Source organism: Kribbella sp. NPDC004138 (assembly GCF_053603655.1).
Window position 1 is genome coordinate 350,854 of sequence record NZ_JBSGFZ010000001.1, and the last position, 14,445, is coordinate 365,298.

General features: G+C 69.0%; 16 protein-coding genes. 5 read left to right on the forward strand and 11 right to left on the reverse strand.

Translation table 11 applies throughout. The annotated features are described in order from the left end of the window. Nucleotides 1-16: 16 nt before the first annotated feature. Entirely contained in the window at nucleotides 17-1,321 is a 1,305-nt protein-coding gene (locus ACWEOO_RS01650) for a PspC domain-containing protein (RefSeq protein ID WP_452141289.1), read from the reverse strand. A gap of 181 nt (nucleotides 1,322-1,502) precedes the next feature. Between ACWEOO_RS01650 and ACWEOO_RS01655 the strand changes: the two genes are divergently transcribed. Both ACWEOO_RS01655 and ACWEOO_RS01660 read left to right on the forward strand, forming a co-directional pair. Beyond that, nucleotides 1,503-3,008 (forward strand): ATP-binding protein, encoded by a 1,506-nt coding sequence (locus ACWEOO_RS01655; RefSeq protein WP_452141290.1) that lies wholly within the window; start codon nucleotides 1,503-1,505, stop codon nucleotides 3,006-3,008. Continuing rightward, complete coding sequence (locus ACWEOO_RS01660) at nucleotides 3,005-3,646, forward strand: response regulator transcription factor (RefSeq protein ID WP_355696130.1); 642 nt, start codon at nucleotides 3,005-3,007, stop codon at nucleotides 3,644-3,646. Before ACWEOO_RS01655 ends, ACWEOO_RS01660 begins: the two co-directional genes overlap by 4 nt. A gap of 18 nt (nucleotides 3,647-3,664) precedes the next feature. On the opposite strand, the gene ACWEOO_RS01665 is transcribed toward ACWEOO_RS01660, so the two are convergent. The 5 genes from ACWEOO_RS01665 to rpsR all read right to left on the reverse strand — a co-directional run bounded on the left by ACWEOO_RS01665 (nucleotide 3,665) and on the right by rpsR (nucleotide 7,078). Beyond that, entirely contained in the window at nucleotides 3,665-4,069 is a 405-nt protein-coding gene (locus ACWEOO_RS01665) for an NUDIX domain-containing protein (RefSeq protein ID WP_452141291.1), read from the reverse strand. 55 nt (nucleotides 4,070-4,124) lie between these two features. After that, nucleotides 4,125-4,685: a GNAT family N-acetyltransferase gene (locus ACWEOO_RS01670; protein ID WP_452141292.1), complete on the reverse strand. Its 561-nt coding sequence runs from the start codon at nucleotides 4,683-4,685 to the stop codon at nucleotides 4,125-4,127. 99 nt (nucleotides 4,686-4,784) lie between these two features. Further along, nucleotides 4,785-5,357 (reverse strand): GNAT family N-acetyltransferase, encoded by a 573-nt coding sequence (locus tag ACWEOO_RS01675; protein ID WP_452141293.1) that lies wholly within the window; start codon nucleotides 5,355-5,357, stop codon nucleotides 4,785-4,787. Between the two features lie 39 nt (nucleotides 5,358-5,396). Then, on the reverse strand, nucleotides 5,397-6,821 hold the full coding sequence (locus ACWEOO_RS01680) for an META domain-containing protein (protein ID WP_452141294.1): 1,425 nt from the start codon (nucleotides 6,819-6,821) through the stop codon (nucleotides 5,397-5,399). 14 nt (nucleotides 6,822-6,835) lie between these two features. After that, on the reverse strand, nucleotides 6,836-7,078 hold the full coding sequence (gene rpsR, locus ACWEOO_RS01685) for a 30S ribosomal protein S18 (RefSeq protein ID WP_355473940.1): 243 nt from the start codon (nucleotides 7,076-7,078) through the stop codon (nucleotides 6,836-6,838). A gap of 135 nt (nucleotides 7,079-7,213) precedes the next feature. Between rpsR and ACWEOO_RS01690 the strand changes: the two genes are divergently transcribed. Next, complete coding sequence (locus ACWEOO_RS01690; protein ID WP_363710263.1) at nucleotides 7,214-8,536, forward strand: C1 family peptidase; 1,323 nt, start codon at nucleotides 7,214-7,216, stop codon at nucleotides 8,534-8,536. 75 nt (nucleotides 8,537-8,611) lie between these two features. Here ACWEOO_RS01690 and ACWEOO_RS01695 read toward each other — a convergent pair whose 3' ends face one another. Next, nucleotides 8,612-9,340, reverse strand: a complete 729-nt coding sequence (locus tag ACWEOO_RS01695) for an alpha/beta fold hydrolase (RefSeq protein ID WP_452141295.1) — start codon at nucleotides 9,338-9,340, stop codon at nucleotides 8,612-8,614. A gap of 64 nt (nucleotides 9,341-9,404) precedes the next feature. On the opposite strand from ACWEOO_RS01695, the gene ACWEOO_RS01700 reads away from it, so the two are divergent. After that, nucleotides 9,405-10,355 (forward strand): DUF1152 domain-containing protein, encoded by a 951-nt coding sequence (locus ACWEOO_RS01700; protein WP_452141296.1) that lies wholly within the window; start codon nucleotides 9,405-9,407, stop codon nucleotides 10,353-10,355. A gap of 1 nt (nucleotide 10,356) precedes the next feature. Here ACWEOO_RS01700 and ACWEOO_RS01705 read toward each other — a convergent pair whose 3' ends face one another. Then, nucleotides 10,357-11,082, reverse strand: coding sequence for a PIG-L deacetylase family protein (locus ACWEOO_RS01705; RefSeq protein ID WP_452141297.1), 726 nt, complete (start codon nucleotides 11,080-11,082; stop codon nucleotides 10,357-10,359). A gap of 44 nt (nucleotides 11,083-11,126) precedes the next feature. Here ACWEOO_RS01705 and ACWEOO_RS01710 point away from each other — a divergent pair, with 44 nt between their 5' ends. Next, nucleotides 11,127-12,197 (forward strand): serine hydrolase domain-containing protein, encoded by a 1,071-nt coding sequence (locus ACWEOO_RS01710; RefSeq protein WP_452141298.1) that lies wholly within the window; start codon nucleotides 11,127-11,129, stop codon nucleotides 12,195-12,197. On the opposite strand, the gene ACWEOO_RS01715 is transcribed toward ACWEOO_RS01710, so the two are convergent. The 3 genes from ACWEOO_RS01715 to ACWEOO_RS01725 form a co-directional block, all read right to left on the reverse strand. After that, nucleotides 12,194-12,802 carry a ClpP family protease gene (locus ACWEOO_RS01715; RefSeq protein WP_363710267.1) on the reverse strand — a complete coding sequence of 203 codons (609 nt, stop codon included), beginning with the start codon at nucleotides 12,800-12,802 and terminating at the stop codon, nucleotides 12,194-12,196. The two genes, ACWEOO_RS01710 and ACWEOO_RS01715, sit on opposite strands and share 4 nt — an antisense overlap. Next, nucleotides 12,799-13,395 carry a ClpP family protease gene (locus ACWEOO_RS01720; protein ID WP_452141299.1) on the reverse strand — a complete coding sequence of 199 codons (597 nt, stop codon included), beginning with the start codon at nucleotides 13,393-13,395 and terminating at the stop codon, nucleotides 12,799-12,801. The genes ACWEOO_RS01715 and ACWEOO_RS01720 overlap by 4 nt, the downstream gene beginning before the upstream one ends. Nucleotides 13,396-13,501: 106 nt before the next feature. After that, the gene (locus ACWEOO_RS01725; protein ID WP_452141300.1) at nucleotides 13,502-14,374 is read right to left on the reverse strand and encodes an alpha/beta hydrolase; all 873 of its coding nucleotides are present in this window, start codon (nucleotides 14,372-14,374) and stop codon (nucleotides 13,502-13,504) included. Between the last annotated feature and the right edge of the window lie 71 nt (nucleotides 14,375-14,445).

A 14,445-nucleotide genomic window follows, 5' to 3' on the forward strand; every position in this document is an offset into this window, starting at 1 on the left:
CGGGAAGGGGAGGACGTCAACCGCGCTCCACCTTGATACTGCCCAGCCTGAGGTCCAGGTCCAGGGTGACCTGCGACGGGCCGGCCTTGCCGTCCGCGCCGAGGTCGTTGAGCTTCAGTTCGGCATTATGGCCGCCCTGGTGCTGGTCGAGGAAGGCGACGTCTCCCATCTCGGTCGACAGCGCGCCCTGCACGTCGACGTCGGCCGGCAGCTTCACGATCACCTCGCCGACGCCACCGTGTACGTCGACCTTGGCGCCCGGGCCGAACTTGGCCTGAGTCAGGTCCAGCTTCACCGACCCGGCGTCGAACTGGTAGCTGGTGCCGGTCGCGGTGATCGTCTGGCTGGCCGGCGCGACGTAGTTGGTGTCGGCGAAATTCTTCGGCACGTCCGGGAACACGGTGCTCGCGATGGCGCCCGCGGCCAGCAGGATGCCGAGCGGCAGCAGCGCCAGCGTGCGGCCGACGAATCCGCCGAGCAGCATGCCGCCGCCGAGCGTGGCCAGGCCGATGATCAGCATGGTCGCCGTGGACGCGCCCGCCAGCGCGGCGATGCCGATCGCGATACCGGTCAGGACGACGATGATCGACTTGACCCCGCGCATGCCCTTCGCGGGCGGCTCGGCGGGCTTGCGGGCAGCCGGCGCGACGGCCGGCTCGTCGACGTACAGGCCGAGAGGGTCGTCCTCGGTCCACACAGCCTGGACCGGTTCGACGGTGCGGTCCTGGGGTCGCTGTGTGGCCGAGGACGACGGGCCCGCCGGGGGAGCTGACGGGCCGGTCTGCGGAGGCACGTACGCCGTGGTCGGCTGCGGCCCGGCGTACGGCGAGGACGCCGGGGACGCCGGCGGGACCGTGTCCTGCGGGCGCTGTGCCTGCTTGTTGCTGTTGCTCTTGCTCTTGCGCTGCTTCGCGATCAGCCAGATGACTCCGAGCACGATCAGCGGGCCGGGCACGAACCGGCCGAAGTCGAACGACGACATCATCGCGATCGCGATGAACACGCAGGCGCCGACCGCCACCGGCCAGAACCACGGGTGGTCGGTCCGGATCCGGTCGCCGAGCACGCCCTGGGCGGCCGAGCGGTCACTGCCCTCGTCGGGCATCAGCACCCAGGCGGCGATGTAGAAGATCACGCCCGGGCCGCTGATGATCAGCACGGCCATCACCACGCGGACCAGAACGGGGTCGATGTTGAGCGCACGGCCGATGCCGCCGCAGACACCCGCGACCCAGCGGTCCGACCTGCTGCGCCGCCAGCTCTGGGGGTTCTGCAGGCGGTCGCGGTCGAACCCGGCGGGTCCACTCTGGTTCTGCTCCATGCCATCGATACTCACACCGGAGTGCGCCGTGGACATCGGGGATGCACCCTGACCACTCCCGGAGAGGCGGGATTTGGGGGTTCTCCCCGAGTCGACCCTGAGCGCGGAGGGTAGCGGCTGAGGAGGCGGCCGGGGACAAGCCTGCTGGTGTCGGGCCTGTCCACATGTGACGATCGTGGTGATGAGCCAGCCAGCAGCCGCGCCGCCGGGCGGGACCTCCAGCAACGGGGGCCAGCCCGAGCCTACGCCTGGGCAGACCCAGGACCAGTGGCGCTACAAGGGCTGGGGGCCGCAGGGCCCGGCAGGGCAGTACCAGGGCCCGTACGCCGCTTACGCCGCCCGGATGGGTGCGCAGGCGGGCTCGGGACCCGGTCAGTCGTACCTTCCACCAGGGCAGTCGGCCTCCGCCCGGCAGCCGACGGACGCTCCGCGGCGGGCGTACCGCCGTACGGAAGGACGCGTCGTCGCCGGTGTGGCCGGTGGTATCGCGGACCACCTCGGCGTGTCGGACACCGTCGTACGGCTGGTGCTGATCGCGACCACAGTGTCCGGCGGGTTCGGCATCCTGATCTACGCCGCGTTGTGGTTCTTGATGCCGCTGGCCCCGGAGACGGTACCGGCCGCGCCCGGCCTGGCCGCGCACACGCGGAGCGGGCTGCGCTCCGACGAGCCGACGCCGCCGGTCGCCGAGGCGAAGCAACGGAAACGGGAGAAGAGCCGCGGCCAGCTGCCCGCGCTGGTCGCCATCGGGGCCGGGCTGCTGATCCTGTTGCAGGTCGCCGGGCTCGGGATCGCCGGGAAGCTGTTCTGGCCGCTGGTGTTCGCCGCGACCGGTCTGGCACTGATCTGGCGGCAGGCCGACGAGAGCCAGAAGGACAAGTGGGCGCGCGACGTCCGGGTCCCGATCCTCGGGCTGGTACTCGGCAAGGGCGGCTGGAAGTCGCTCGTCCGGATCGGCGTCGGCCTCGTCCTGATCGGCACCGCGGTCACCCTGTTCCTGGTGCAGAACGGCCGGCTCTCGATGGTCGGCGACGTCCTGATCGCGCTGCTGCTCGCCGTGGTCGGGATCGGCGTCATCGCCGGGCCGTGGGTGCACCGGCTGACCCGCGACCTGAACTCCGAGCGCGCCGAGCGAGTCCGTTCGCAGGAACGCGCCGACATGGCCGCGCACCTGCACGACTCGGTCCTGCAGACGCTCGCGCTGATCCAGAAGCAGGCCGACGACCCGAAGGCCGTGGCCCGGCTGGCGCGCTCCCAGGAGCGCGAGCTGCGGTCCTGGCTGTACGACGAGGAGCACGACGCCGACCAGACGATCGCCGGCGCCGCGAAACAGGCGGCCGCCGAGGTCGAGGACTCGCACGGCGTACCGATCGAGGTCGTGACGGTCGGCGACTGCGACCTGACCGAACCGCTCGCCTCGATGGTCCGGGCCGCGCGCGAGTCGATGGTGAACGCCGCCAAGCACTCGGGAGCTGCGAAGATCGACGTGTTCGTCGAGGTGGACGGCGACCGGGTGGAGATGTTCGTCCGCGACCGCGGCAAGGGATTCGACGTCGACGAGGTCCCCGACGACCGGCTCGGCTTGCGGCACAGTGTGATGGGCAGAATGGAACGGCACGGCGGCCGCGCGACGGTGCGGTCCGATCCGGAGACAGGGACCGAAGTGCGACTGGAGATGGACAGATGAGCAGCAGGCGGGTAGTCGTCGTCGACGATCACGACATGTTCCGGGCCGGGGTACGCAGCGAGATCGGCGCCTCGGTCGACATCGTCGGGGAGGGCTCCGACGTCGACACCGCTGTGAAGGCGATCGTCGGCACCGAACCGGACGTCGTCCTGCTCGACGTCCACCTCCCGGGCGGCGGCGGTACCGAGGTGATGAAGCAGGTGCACCAGCGGCACCCCGACATCAAGTTCCTGGCGCTGTCGGTGTCCGACGCCGCCGAGGACGTCATCGGCGTGATCCGCGCCGGAGCCCGCGGGTACGTCACCAAGAACATCTCCGGCACCGAGCTGGTGGACGCGATCAACCGCGTCGCCGAGGGTGACGCGGTGTTCTCCCCGCGCCTGGCCGGCTTCGTCCTGGACGCCTTCTCCGGCGCCATCGACATCGCGTCGGTCGACGAGGACCTGGACCGGTTGTCGCAGCGCGAGCGTGAGGTACTGCGGTTGATCGCGCGCGGGTACGCGTACAAGGAAGTCGCCCGCGAACTCTTCATCTCCGTGAAGACCGTCGAAACCCACGTCTCCTCGGTCCTCCGCAAACTCCAACTCTCCAACCGCCACGAACTAACCCGCTGGGCCACCGACCGCCGCCTCGTGTAATCCGCCTGTCGGCGGCGGCTAGCCGGTTGCGATCTGGACGGCGCTCAGAATGTTTGGCAGGGATTCTGGGTGGGCGAGCTTCAGGTCTGCGAGATCGCTCGGGCGGAACCAGCGGAGGTCGTCGTGCTCGCCGGGTTCGGCGATGACCGGTTCGCCGTGCCAGTGCGTGACGAGGAAGCCGCGCATGTCGAGGACCGGGTCGTGGACGGTCAGCGGGATGGGCAGCGGGTCGTGGATCTCGACGCCGACTTCCTCGAGACACTCCCGACGGACCGCCTGGTCAGGTGATTCGCCCGGTTCGACATGTCCGCCGACAAAGCCCCAGCAGTCCGGATACGCCTGACGCAGTGGGTGGCGATGCGCCAGGAGCACGAGGCCGTCGCGTACAAGGACAGCGGTAGCGATCTGAATCCGGGCGACCATGGCGACACCCTAGGCGCGACCGCCGACATACCGCGGAGCCCGCGCAAGTGAGACCTCAGTGGGAAGCGTCAGGTGTCCATTCGCGGCGCAGAAGGCCGTAGACCCACGAGTCGGAGACGTCGCCGTTCACTATGCAGTCTTCGCGTAGCGTCCCCTCGCGGACGAAGCCGAGCTTCTCGAGGACTCGGGCGGAACCGATGTTGCGTGTGTCCGCCTCGGCCTGGACGCGGTTCAGGTCCAACGTGTCGAAGGCCCATCCCAACACCGCGCGCGCAGCCTCCGTCGCATACCCGTAACCCCACGATGCCTCGGTGAAGCAGTAGCCGAGTGACGCGCTGCGGAAGTCCGGGTTCCACTGGCTCAGGCTGCACCAGCCGAGGAACTCTCCGTCGGACGCACGATCGATGGCCACGCGAGCGCCCGTACCCTCCTCCGCCATCGTCCGGCACGCCGCGAGGAACCGCGCAGCGCGGCTCCGCTCACTCCACGGCGGCGAGTCCCAGTACCGCAGTACAAACGCATTGCTGTGCAGCGCGAACAGCGCGTCCGCATCCGCGTCGCCGAAAGGACGCAGTAGCAGACGATCGGTGGTCAACGTCGGCGTAGGCAGCGACACAGGTATCTCGTTTCGTCCGGGCTCGGTCGCCGACCAACCAAGCACCTGACGCCCTCCATCCGCAACGAATTTCCGGGCCGACGCCGAGCTGACCCAGCGTCAATGCACCTCGCGCACCATGACGCAGTTGCCCAGGCCCTTGGGCCGGTCGTAGGTGAAACCTTCGCGCTCGTACATCGTGCGGGTGCCGTTGTAGAGGAACGACGAGTTCTTCTTCCGGACCCCGCCGGTGTCGTGCGGGTAGCCCTCTACCGTGCCGCCGCCCGCCTGCGCGATCAGTTCGACGGCTCCGCGTAGGGCGATCGCCGCCAGACCCTGACCGCGATGGCCGCGCTCGACCAGGATGCAGGTGACCCGGTAGTCGGGCAGGCGCTGCGCAGTGGCGAGATACTCCTTGCGATGCTGGATGTCGGGCAGCTCGTCGGGCGTGCCGTACTCCGCCCAGGCGACGGCCCGGTCGCCGTCGTAGACCAGCGCGGCATGCGCGATCCCCTGGGCGACGAGACGTTGCTTGAGCGCCCGGTTCCCCTCGGCGCTCTGCCCCTTCTCCGCGCAGGCGGGATGAAACTTCGTACACCAGCAGCTGGCGAACATGCCCTTGTTCCGCTCGACGAGCGCGGCGAAGTCGTCGAACGTCTCCGGCGTGAGCGCCTTGATCCTGAGGTCGGACATGCCGCCAACGTACCGCTGATTCCGGACGTTCCGCGTCCGCTAACTCATCGCTTTCAGGTCGAGGCCGATGCCGGACGGGGCCAGCAGAGTCAGCTGGTTGTAGTCGATGGTGTACGAGACCGCCGGCCCGAGCGTGGCCAGGATCGCGGCCTGCAGCCTGGCAGTTTCGGCGGTGCAGGAGTGGTCGGTGACAGCAATGTCGCTGAAGGCCAGCTCGGTGTTGTTGCGGGTGACGGTGCCGGAGAATTCGTTGCCTCCGGTCCAGCCGGTCAAGCGCCCGTCGTCGAACCTGATCCATGCTTCGCCGGCGCGATAGAAGCCCTGGCGCAGATCGGCGTTGGTGATGGTGGTGACGACGTTCCACCTGATCCCGTCGAGCGGGACGTCTGGTTCGGCGATCTGCCGGTCCAGCAGCGTGATCGTCGTACTTGCGGAGGTGAGGGTGAGCTCGTCGCCGTTCAGTTGCCAGCTGGGCTTGCCCGTCAGGAACGTCTTCAGCCATTCCTCCTGGTCCCGAAGCGGCGGTCGGCAGCCGACCTGGGTGCCGCCGAGACCGGAGATCCACAGGGTCCCGTCGGCCAGCAGTTCACCGGCTGCGCTCGCTGTGCCCAGACTGTTACAGCCGACGTCCGCTCGTACGACGTCGTACACCCGCGGCCCGTCCGCGTTCTTGTTGGGCGTGCGCGCGAACTCGAGCCGGATACGCGTGTTCGGGAGCATTTGCCTGGGCTCGCCGCCTTCAATGATTGCGGTGGACAGGTACGTCTTGCCAAGCGGCGTGCTGGTCGACGGATCCAGAACCGCGATCGCGGATCTGAACTCGCGCAGTCGGTCAAGGAGTGCGTCGGGTCCGCCGCCCGCTCGGTCCTGCATACCTGCTCGATGCAGGGTCGGCCGACCGTCCAGGTCGACGCGGATCACCGTGCGGGCTCCGTAGGCAGCAGCCGGCGTGCGGCGGTCGTCGGCGTCGATGATCACAGTGCCGGCCGGAAACTGCGCGCGGGCTTCGGCGGCAGAGGCGGCCGGAGCTTGGCCGGTTCGGCCGGCGCTACCGCCGTAAAGGAAGGGATGGCTTTCCCACAGGTACACCAGCGGACCCCAGGACCCGTCGAAGAACAGCACCCAGCCGTCCTGGATGGCCGGCGCCAGCCATTCGGGCATCGTCGGGTCCTGCCGGATCGGAGCTAGGACGGCGATCCGCTCGGCGAGCGCGAAGTCGACCATGGCGAGGGCGCTGGTCGGCAGGTCGAGGTACCGGAACAGCTGATCGTGTGCGGCCGACGTGTGGACCGAGATGCCGACCGGGTGGTCGACGGGGCGGCCTTTCAGGAGATTCACCGCACGGGCGTCGCGGGCCACCACGGCGTACGTCAGCGGACTCGGACTCGTCACGACGACAGCCTCACCAGCCCGCAGTACGTCGACCGCGTGCAGCTGCGCGCGATCGAACTCAGGCAGGTCCATCACTGAGGCGGCTCTTACCTGCCCGAGGAGGTGTAGGGGAGGAGGGCCATTTCGCGGGCGTTCTTGATGGCTCGGGCTATTTGTTTCTGTTGCTGGACGGTGAGGCCGGTGACGCGGCGGGAACGGATTTTGCCGCGGTCGGAGATGAACTTGCGGAGGAGGGCGGTGTCCTTGTAGTCGATGTAGGTGATGCCATCGCGATCCAGCGGGTTCTGCTTCGGCTTGCGCTTACCGGTCGGGGCCGGGCGTCGGGGCATGACGCCTCCTCTGTTGAATGTCGTTTTCAACTAGCGTAGCGCAAGGTTTCGGCGGTGGCGCGTTTCGGCCAGGGCATCGATTCGCCACTCCGTTCCGGCGGTCCGGGCTTGGTGGCTGTTATACCGTCGACTGTTATGGAGCGGAATCTCACAGCCGATCAGCTCGCGCTCTTCGAGAAGGAGTTCGCGTCGAACCCGCAGTACCGGGTGATGCAGAACGCCGTCACGCAGACGCCGGTCAACAGCATCGCCCTGGATCGCCAGATCGTCACCTCGATGGACCATTCGGTGTCCCATCTGCTGGACGACTGGAAGGTCACCAATCAGAAGAAGAGCGGCCGCTGCTGGCTGTTCGCCGGGCTGAACCTGCTCCGCGCCGGCGCGGCCGAGAAGCTCGGGGTCAAGGACTTCGAGTTCTCCCAGAACTACCTGCTGTTCTGGGACAAGTTCGAGCGCTCGAACTTCTTCCTCGAGGCGATGATCGACACCGCGGACCGCGACGCCGACGACCGGACCGTCGCGCACCTGCTGTCCGACCCGATCGGTGACGGCGGTCAGTGGAACATGTTCGTCGCGCTGGTCCGCAAGCACGGCCTGGTGCCGAAGACCGCGATGCCGGAGACCGAGAGCTCGTCCGCGACCGCGCAGCTGAACGACACCCTCCGCAAGCTGCTGCGCCAGGGCGCGCGCGACCTGCGGGCGCTGGAGGGCGACGAGGCCCGTCGCGACCGCAAGCGGGAGATCCTGACCGCCGTGCACCGGGTGCTGAGCATCCACCTCGGGACGCCGCCGCAGAAGTTCCTGTGGCAGTGGAAGGACAGCGACAAGGGCTTCCACCGCGACGGCTGGACCACGCCGACCGAGTTCGCGGCGGCGTACGTGCAGCTGCCCGTCGACGAGTACGTCTGCCTCGTGCACGACCCGCGCCCGAGCAGCCCGGTCGGCCGGACGTTCACGGTGGACTACCTCGGCAACGTCATCGACGCCCCGCCGGTGGTGTACCTGAACGTCGAGATCGACCTGATCAAGCAGCTCACCAAGGACGCGATCGTCGGCGGCGAGCCGGTCTGGTTCGGCTGCGACGTCGGCAAGCAGATGAACGCCGACCTCGGCTTCTGGGACGCCAAGCTGTACGACTACGGCGCGGTGTACGACACCGACTTCACGCTGGACAAGGCCGAGCGGCTGGTGCACCACGAGACGCTGATGACGCACGCGATGCTGTTCACCGGCGTCGACGTGGTGGACGGCACGCCGCGCCGGTGGCGGGTCGAGAACAGCTGGGGCGACGAGAAGGCCGACAGCGGGTTCTGGACGATGAACGACTCGTGGTTCGGCGAGCACGTGTTCGAGGTCGCCGTCCGCCGTTCCGCGCTGCCGGCCGAGCTGCAGGCCCGCCTCGACGACGAGCCGATCGTGCTCCCCGCCTGGGACCCGATGGGCGCCCTGGCCGACTGACAACGCAGTGTCCCCGAAGGACCCCGGCCGACGGTCGGGGTCCTTCGGCGTTTCATCCGGCGTGCTTCAGGCCTCTCACTGCGTGATCAGGGCGAGGGCCTCGGCGGGGCGTTCCAGGGTTGGGAGGTGGCCGGCCCAGGGGAGGTGGAGCCGTTGCGCGTTCGGCAGGCGGTCGGCCAGATACTCAGCGCTGTCGGTGAAGAACTTGAAGTCGTGGGCGCCGGTGATCAGGCGCACCGGTGCGGTGATCTTTTCCGGCTCGACCGGCCATTCCTCGTTGTCCACGTCACCGGCCGCGAGCTGTACGTCGTACGCGCGCTTCTGCATGACCCGGAGCAGTTCACGGGCCTCGTCGTCCGCCTCCGGGCCGATCCACCGGCGCACTGTGAGTTCGGTCGCACCGTCGACGTCGCCCGCCTCCAGCAGCGCGTTCTCCTCGCCCCACAACGCCCGCAGCTCGTCGTCCGGCGGCACGTTGTCGGTCGGCGCGCACAGCAGCACCAGCCGCGAGAACAGCTCCGGCCGACGGCTCGCCACCTGCTGTACGACGTACCCGCCGTACGACGCGCCGACCGCCGTCACGTCCTTCGCGCCGAGCTCCTCGAGCAGCGCGAGCACGTCGCCCGCGTCGGAGTACGTCGGGGCGGGCGGCGTCTCGCCGTACCCGCGCAGGTCGAGCGTGATCACCCGGTTGCTGCTCTTCAGTTCTTCCACCTGCCGGGCCCACATCCGCGAGTCGGCCACTCCGGCGTGCACCAGCAACAGATCCGGGCCGTCCCCGGTCACCGCATGAGAAATCGTCATGGCTGAACCATCCCCGCCGCCGAGGCCGCCGAGCAAACTGATTAGACCCGGATAGCCTGCGCTGATGTTCACCCTGTTCGAGCCGCCGCTGTTCAGTCGGCTGCGAGATGCGCGTCGTGTTCTGATCGCCGGAGCGGGCGGTGGCTTCGATGTGTACGCCGGCGTTCCGCTCGCGCTGGCACTGACGAGTCAGGGCAAACAGGTCCGGTTCGCAAACCTCTCGTTCGCGGAACTCGGGGAGGTCGACGAGTGGCTCGCGGCGGGGGTGGCGGTGATACGTCCGGACAGCCGTGGTCGTCCGACGTACTTCCCGGAGCGGGTGTTGTCCCGCTGGCTCGACTCGAAGGACCTGCCGTCGACGGTCTATGCGTTCCCGCGGACAGGTGTTCGTCCGCTGCGAGCGGCATACCAGGCTCTGGTCGACCACCTGGACCTCGATGCGATCGTGCTGGTCGACGGCGGCACCGACATCCTCATGCGAGGCGACGAGGACGGGCTGGGCACACCGGAGGAGGACATGGCCAGCCTGTCGGCGGTGTCAGGTCTCCCCGGGATCGAGCGGCTCGTGGTCTGCCTCGGCTTCGGGATCGACGCCTACCACGGGGTGAGTCACGTGGACGTGCTGGAGAACCTCGCCGCTCTGGACCGCACTGGCGACTATCTGGGGGCGCTGTCGATCCCGTCCGCTTCGACGGAGGCGGCGGCGTACCTGGACCTGGTCGGCTACGCGCAGATGGTGACGCCGGCCCGTCCGAGCATCGTCAACGGTCAGATCGCGGCCGCGCTGCGCGGGGAGTTCGGCGACGTCCATTTCACGTCCCGGACGGCTGGAGGCGAGCTGTTCGTGAATCCGTTGATGGCGGTGTACTTCGCTGTCGATCTGCCCGGACTCGCGCGGTCGATCCACTACTTGGACGATCTGGAAACCACCGACCAGCCGGCCGAGATCTCCCGCGTGATCGAGAAGTACCGCGAAGAGGTGCGGCGTCGAGCCCGCCGAACCTTCCCGCACTAGGTCACACCCGGATGACCGTGAAGGCCTCGGCGTAGTGGTTGGCCGGGAAGCCGGCTGCTGCGGCGACGGCCGCGAAGTTGGTGCGGATGCCGGCCCGGAGACCGTCGGGGTCGCGGTGCTGGCTGGTGTGCGACATCAGCGCCGCGATCTTCTGGTCGAACGTGTCGGTGATGTCGACGTAGTGGTTCGCGACCGGGTGGTCCATCATCCACAGCTCGCTGACGTCCCACGCCTCCTCGGCCAGGTCCGGGTAGGCGTACGGGTTCCCGGCCGCGGGATAGAACGCGCGGACCGCCGCCTCGGCCGCGGCCAGGTGGTCCGGGTGGGAGACCTGCAGCCGGTGCCACGAGCGCTCCGGCGACTGGGTGAGCAGCCGCTGCGGGCGCACCGTGCGGATCACCCGGCTGATGTCGCGGACCAGTTGCGGGGTCGGCTCGACGGAACCGTCCTGGTAGCCGAGGAAGTGCAGGTCGCGGACGCCGACGTGCTGCGCGGCGGCGGTCTGCTCGGCCCGTCGTACGGCGGGGATCCCGGCGCGGTCCCGATCCGGCTCGAAGCCGCCGGCCTGACCGTCGGTGACCACGCAGTACTGGACCTCGATGCCGGCCTTGGTCCACAGCGCGACCGTGCCGGCGCCGCCGAAATCGATGTCGTCGGGATGCGCGACGACGACCAGCACGCGCTCGATCTCGCTGTCCGGCCGCGGGTCCGCCTGAGGCACTGTCACCTTCCAGACCCTAGCTGTTTGCCTGGGTGGGCACAGTGGAATTCATGGAGTTCGGTGGTACGTGCGACCCGCGGGACGCCGGCCTCGACCCCGGCCGGCTCGCGGAGGCGGTCGCGCTGATCGAGGCCCGGGGCGCGGTCGCGCAGCTGTGCGTCGTCCGGGACGGCCGGACGGTGGTCGATCGCTCCTTCGGGTGTTCACCGAACGCGTTGTTCTGGCTCTTCTCCGCGAGCAAGCCGTACGTCGCGGTCGTCATCCATCAGCTCGTCGAGTCCCGGCGGCTGCACCTCGACGACGCGGTCGCGGCGTACTGGCCGGAGTTCGGGCACAACGGCAAGCGGGAGATCACCGTTCGCCACGTGCTGCGGCATCGCTCGGGCCTGTCCAACGCGGGCTCGTACGTCGGTGAGGTCCGCGCGATGACGGACTGGAACCGCTCGCTGCGGCGGATCGAGGAGACCGCGCCGCGGTGGCCGATCGGAACCGTCGCATACAGCCCGCTGGCGTTCGGGTTCGTCCTCGCCGAGGTCGCGCGGCGCTGCAGCGGGACGCCGATCGACGAGTTGGTCCGGCACAACGTGCTCGAACCGCTCGGCGTCGAGGACACGTACCTCGGCCTGCCCGCCGAGCTCTGGGGCCGGCACGTGCCGATCCGCGCGACCGGTCCGCTCGGGCCGTTCATCCAGTCCGTCGTGAACCGGCGCAGCACGCGTGAGGCCGTCGTACCGGCGGCCGGGATGTCGACGACCGCGCGGGACCTGGCCGCGTTCTACCAGGCGTTGCTGGAGGGCCGTCTGCTGCGGCCCGACTCGCTCGCGATCGCGGTCGAGCCCAGCAGCGAAGGCGAGTACGACCCGGTGGCGCGGGCGCCGGTGCGGTGGTCCCAGGGGTTCCAGCTCGGCGGGCCGCGGTGGATGGAGGGTGCTGTGTCGTCGCTCGGGTCAATCAGCAGCCCGCGGGCGTTCGGCCACAACGGCAGCAACTGCTGCATCGGCTGGGCCGACCCGGATCGCCGGATCACGTACGCGTACCTGACCAACCGGGTCGGCCGCCCACAGCCGGACCTCCTCCACCACGCGGCCGTCGCCGACAAGGTCCTCGAAGCCGCCGGTTAGCTGAAGACGGGGAGCGGCACCCGCCCCGTGATCACCTGGTCGACGATGCCGTACTCCTTGGCGCCCTCCGCGGTCAGCACGTGGTCGCGATCCGTGTCGTGCCGCAACTGCTCGACGGTCTGTCCGGTGTGCCGCGCGAGGATCTCCTCGACCTGGCCGCGGACCCGCACCACCTCGTCAGCCTGCAGGATCAGGTCCGGGATGGTGCCCTGACCACGCGCGGCCGGCTGGTGCAGGACGATCCGGGCGTGCGGCAGTACGGCGCGGCTGCCCGGAGTGCCTGCCGCGAGCAGGACCGCGCCGGCGGAGATCGCCTGCCCGACGCAGAACGTCGAGATCGGCGACTGGATGTACTGCATCGTGTCGTAGATCGCGAGCATCGCGGTCATGTCGCCGCCCTCGCAGTTGATGAAGATCTTGATCTCCTGCTCGGGCTTGTCCGCTTCCAGATGCAGCAGTTGCGCGATCAGTGCGTTCGCGACGCCGGCGTCGATCGCCGTGCCGATGTAGATGATGCGCTCGGCCAGCAAATGGGAGTAGACGTCCATGATGCGCTCGCCGCGGGGGTGCTGCGCGATCACGTTCGGGATCGTGTACGTGCTCATGCTGCCGCCTTCCGTCGGGGCATGACCTGGTCGAAGGAGTCGACGATGTGGTCGATGAAGCCGTACTCCCGGGCCTGGTCCGCGGTGTACCAGTGGTCGTGCAGCGAGTCCTCGTGCACGGTCGCGAACGGCTGGCCGGTGTCGTCGGCGATCAGCCGGAGCACGGTGTCGCGGATGTGCCGCAGATCGTTGGCCTGGATCTCGATCTCGACGGCGGACCCGCCGATCCCGGCGGAGCCCTGGTGCATCAGGACCCGCGCGTGCCGCAGCGCGAAACGCTTGCCCGGCGTACCGGCCGACAGCAGGAACTGCCCGGCGCTGCAGGCCAGCCCGATCGCCAGCGTCGACACGTCGCACGGCACCAGCCGCATCACGTCCCGGATCGCCAGCATCGACGGCACCGAACCGCCGGGCGAGTGGATCCACAACGCGATGTCGGTGTCTGGGTCCTCGGCCGCCAGCGACATGATCTGGCTGGCGAGCAGGGTCCCGTTGTCGTCGTCGAGCACGCCGTCCAGGACGACGATCCGCTGCCCGAACAAGCGTTGCCGGGCGGCCTCGTTGAACATCGGCGGTTTCATGTCTTCTGCCATGTGTTCATGGTTGTCGCAGCCACCGGGCGCATCCCAGCTTTTCTGCTGACGGCAAGTCTGCCCAGAGCAAAGCCGGCGGCGTCCTGCACCTCACCCGGCAGCTGTCCTAGAGAACGGCCGCCAACCGATCTGCGAAGTCGGCCGGGAACGTGTGCCCGAGCCTCGGGATCCGCTCGATCGTGAACCCCTTCAGCTGATCGGCCGAGCCCTCGACCGTCGCCAGCAGATCGTCCTCGGCACCGATCCAAATCGTTGCCGGAGACAACGGCATCCCGCCCGCCGGCAACTCCCGCAACGCAGGAGCCATCGCAAGCACACCAGCAACAGGAACCGGCCGCCCGGTCAACGCCCAATCAACAGCAGCCCGCCCACCGGCCGAGAACCCAGCCGCAACCACCGGCAAGCCTGCGGTCGCCTGCGCTTCGGTGAGCGCCGCCGCGATGTCTGCCGCGGCCTGGTCGCGGTCGGGCCAGGTGCGGTACATCGGGGACATGCGGCGGGACGACTGGACGCAGACGAGTGCGTAGCCGTGCTCCAGCACTCCACCCCAGTCCCGCCGAGCATGGCTGGCCGTCTGCCCGGCCCCGTGCAACGCCACCACCACCCCCACCGCCGCCTGATCCGGCAGATCGATCACCGGGGGAGCCGGATCGTCGGTCACGCGGGTCTCGGACACGCTGACCAGTTCCTGGAACTCGGGGCGGTCCTGCAACCCGGCCAGGTCGTCGTCCTCGGTGAGGATGGTGGACCGCCACCACCCACCCGCCGCGCTCGCCTCGCGGAGGACCTGCAGAGCCCCGTCGGCGTCGCCGGATACGCCGAGCAGGCACGCCTTAACGTGGGCCAGTTCGGCGGCCCACGCCTCCAGGCCGTCGCTCTCCGCGTCCACCAGGTCCGCGGCCGCGCGGTACTGCCGGTCGTAGTACAGGACCTCGACCCGGTCCACCAGGTCGTCGTACCGCAGTTCGGAGGCATCCATGAGGCCGATCCTGGCAGCTCCGGACGCGCGGTTCGAACCGGTTTTCGGTAACTGTCGGCGGGAGCGCCTAA

Coding starts and splice junctions, on each gene's coding strand:
- ACWEOO_RS01655 (WP_452141290.1), top strand. CDS start 1,503: ATGAGCCAGCCAGCAGCCGCGCCGCCGGGCGGGACCTCCAGCAACGGG.
- rpsR (WP_355473940.1), bottom strand. CDS start 7,078: ATGCCCCGACGCCCGGCCCCGACCGGTAAGCGCAAGCCGAAGCAGAAC.
- ACWEOO_RS01710 (WP_452141298.1), top strand. CDS start 11,127: ATGGAGTTCGGTGGTACGTGCGACCCGCGGGACGCCGGCCTCGACCCC.
- ACWEOO_RS01665 (WP_452141291.1), bottom strand. CDS start 4,069: ATGGTCGCCCGGATTCAGATCGCTACCGCTGTCCTTGTACGCGACGGC.
- ACWEOO_RS01725 (WP_452141300.1), bottom strand. CDS start 14,374: ATGGATGCCTCCGAACTGCGGTACGACGACCTGGTGGACCGGGTCGAG.
- ACWEOO_RS01720 (WP_452141299.1), bottom strand. CDS start 13,395: ATGGCAGAAGACATGAAACCGCCGATGTTCAACGAGGCCGCCCGGCAA.
- ACWEOO_RS01675 (WP_452141293.1), bottom strand. CDS start 5,357: ATGTCCGACCTCAGGATCAAGGCGCTCACGCCGGAGACGTTCGACGAC.
- ACWEOO_RS01715 (WP_363710267.1), bottom strand. CDS start 12,802: ATGAGCACGTACACGATCCCGAACGTGATCGCGCAGCACCCCCGCGGC.
- ACWEOO_RS01680 (WP_452141294.1), bottom strand. CDS start 6,821: ATGGACCTGCCTGAGTTCGATCGCGCGCAGCTGCACGCGGTCGACGTA.
- ACWEOO_RS01690 (WP_363710263.1), top strand. CDS start 7,214: ATGGAGCGGAATCTCACAGCCGATCAGCTCGCGCTCTTCGAGAAGGAG.
- ACWEOO_RS01660 (WP_355696130.1), top strand. CDS start 3,005: ATGAGCAGCAGGCGGGTAGTCGTCGTCGACGATCACGACATGTTCCGG.
- ACWEOO_RS01650 (WP_452141289.1), bottom strand. CDS start 1,321: ATGGAGCAGAACCAGAGTGGACCCGCCGGGTTCGACCGCGACCGCCTG.
- ACWEOO_RS01700 (WP_452141296.1), top strand. CDS start 9,405: ATGTTCACCCTGTTCGAGCCGCCGCTGTTCAGTCGGCTGCGAGATGCG.
- ACWEOO_RS01695 (WP_452141295.1), bottom strand. CDS start 9,340: ATGACGATTTCTCATGCGGTGACCGGGGACGGCCCGGATCTGTTGCTG.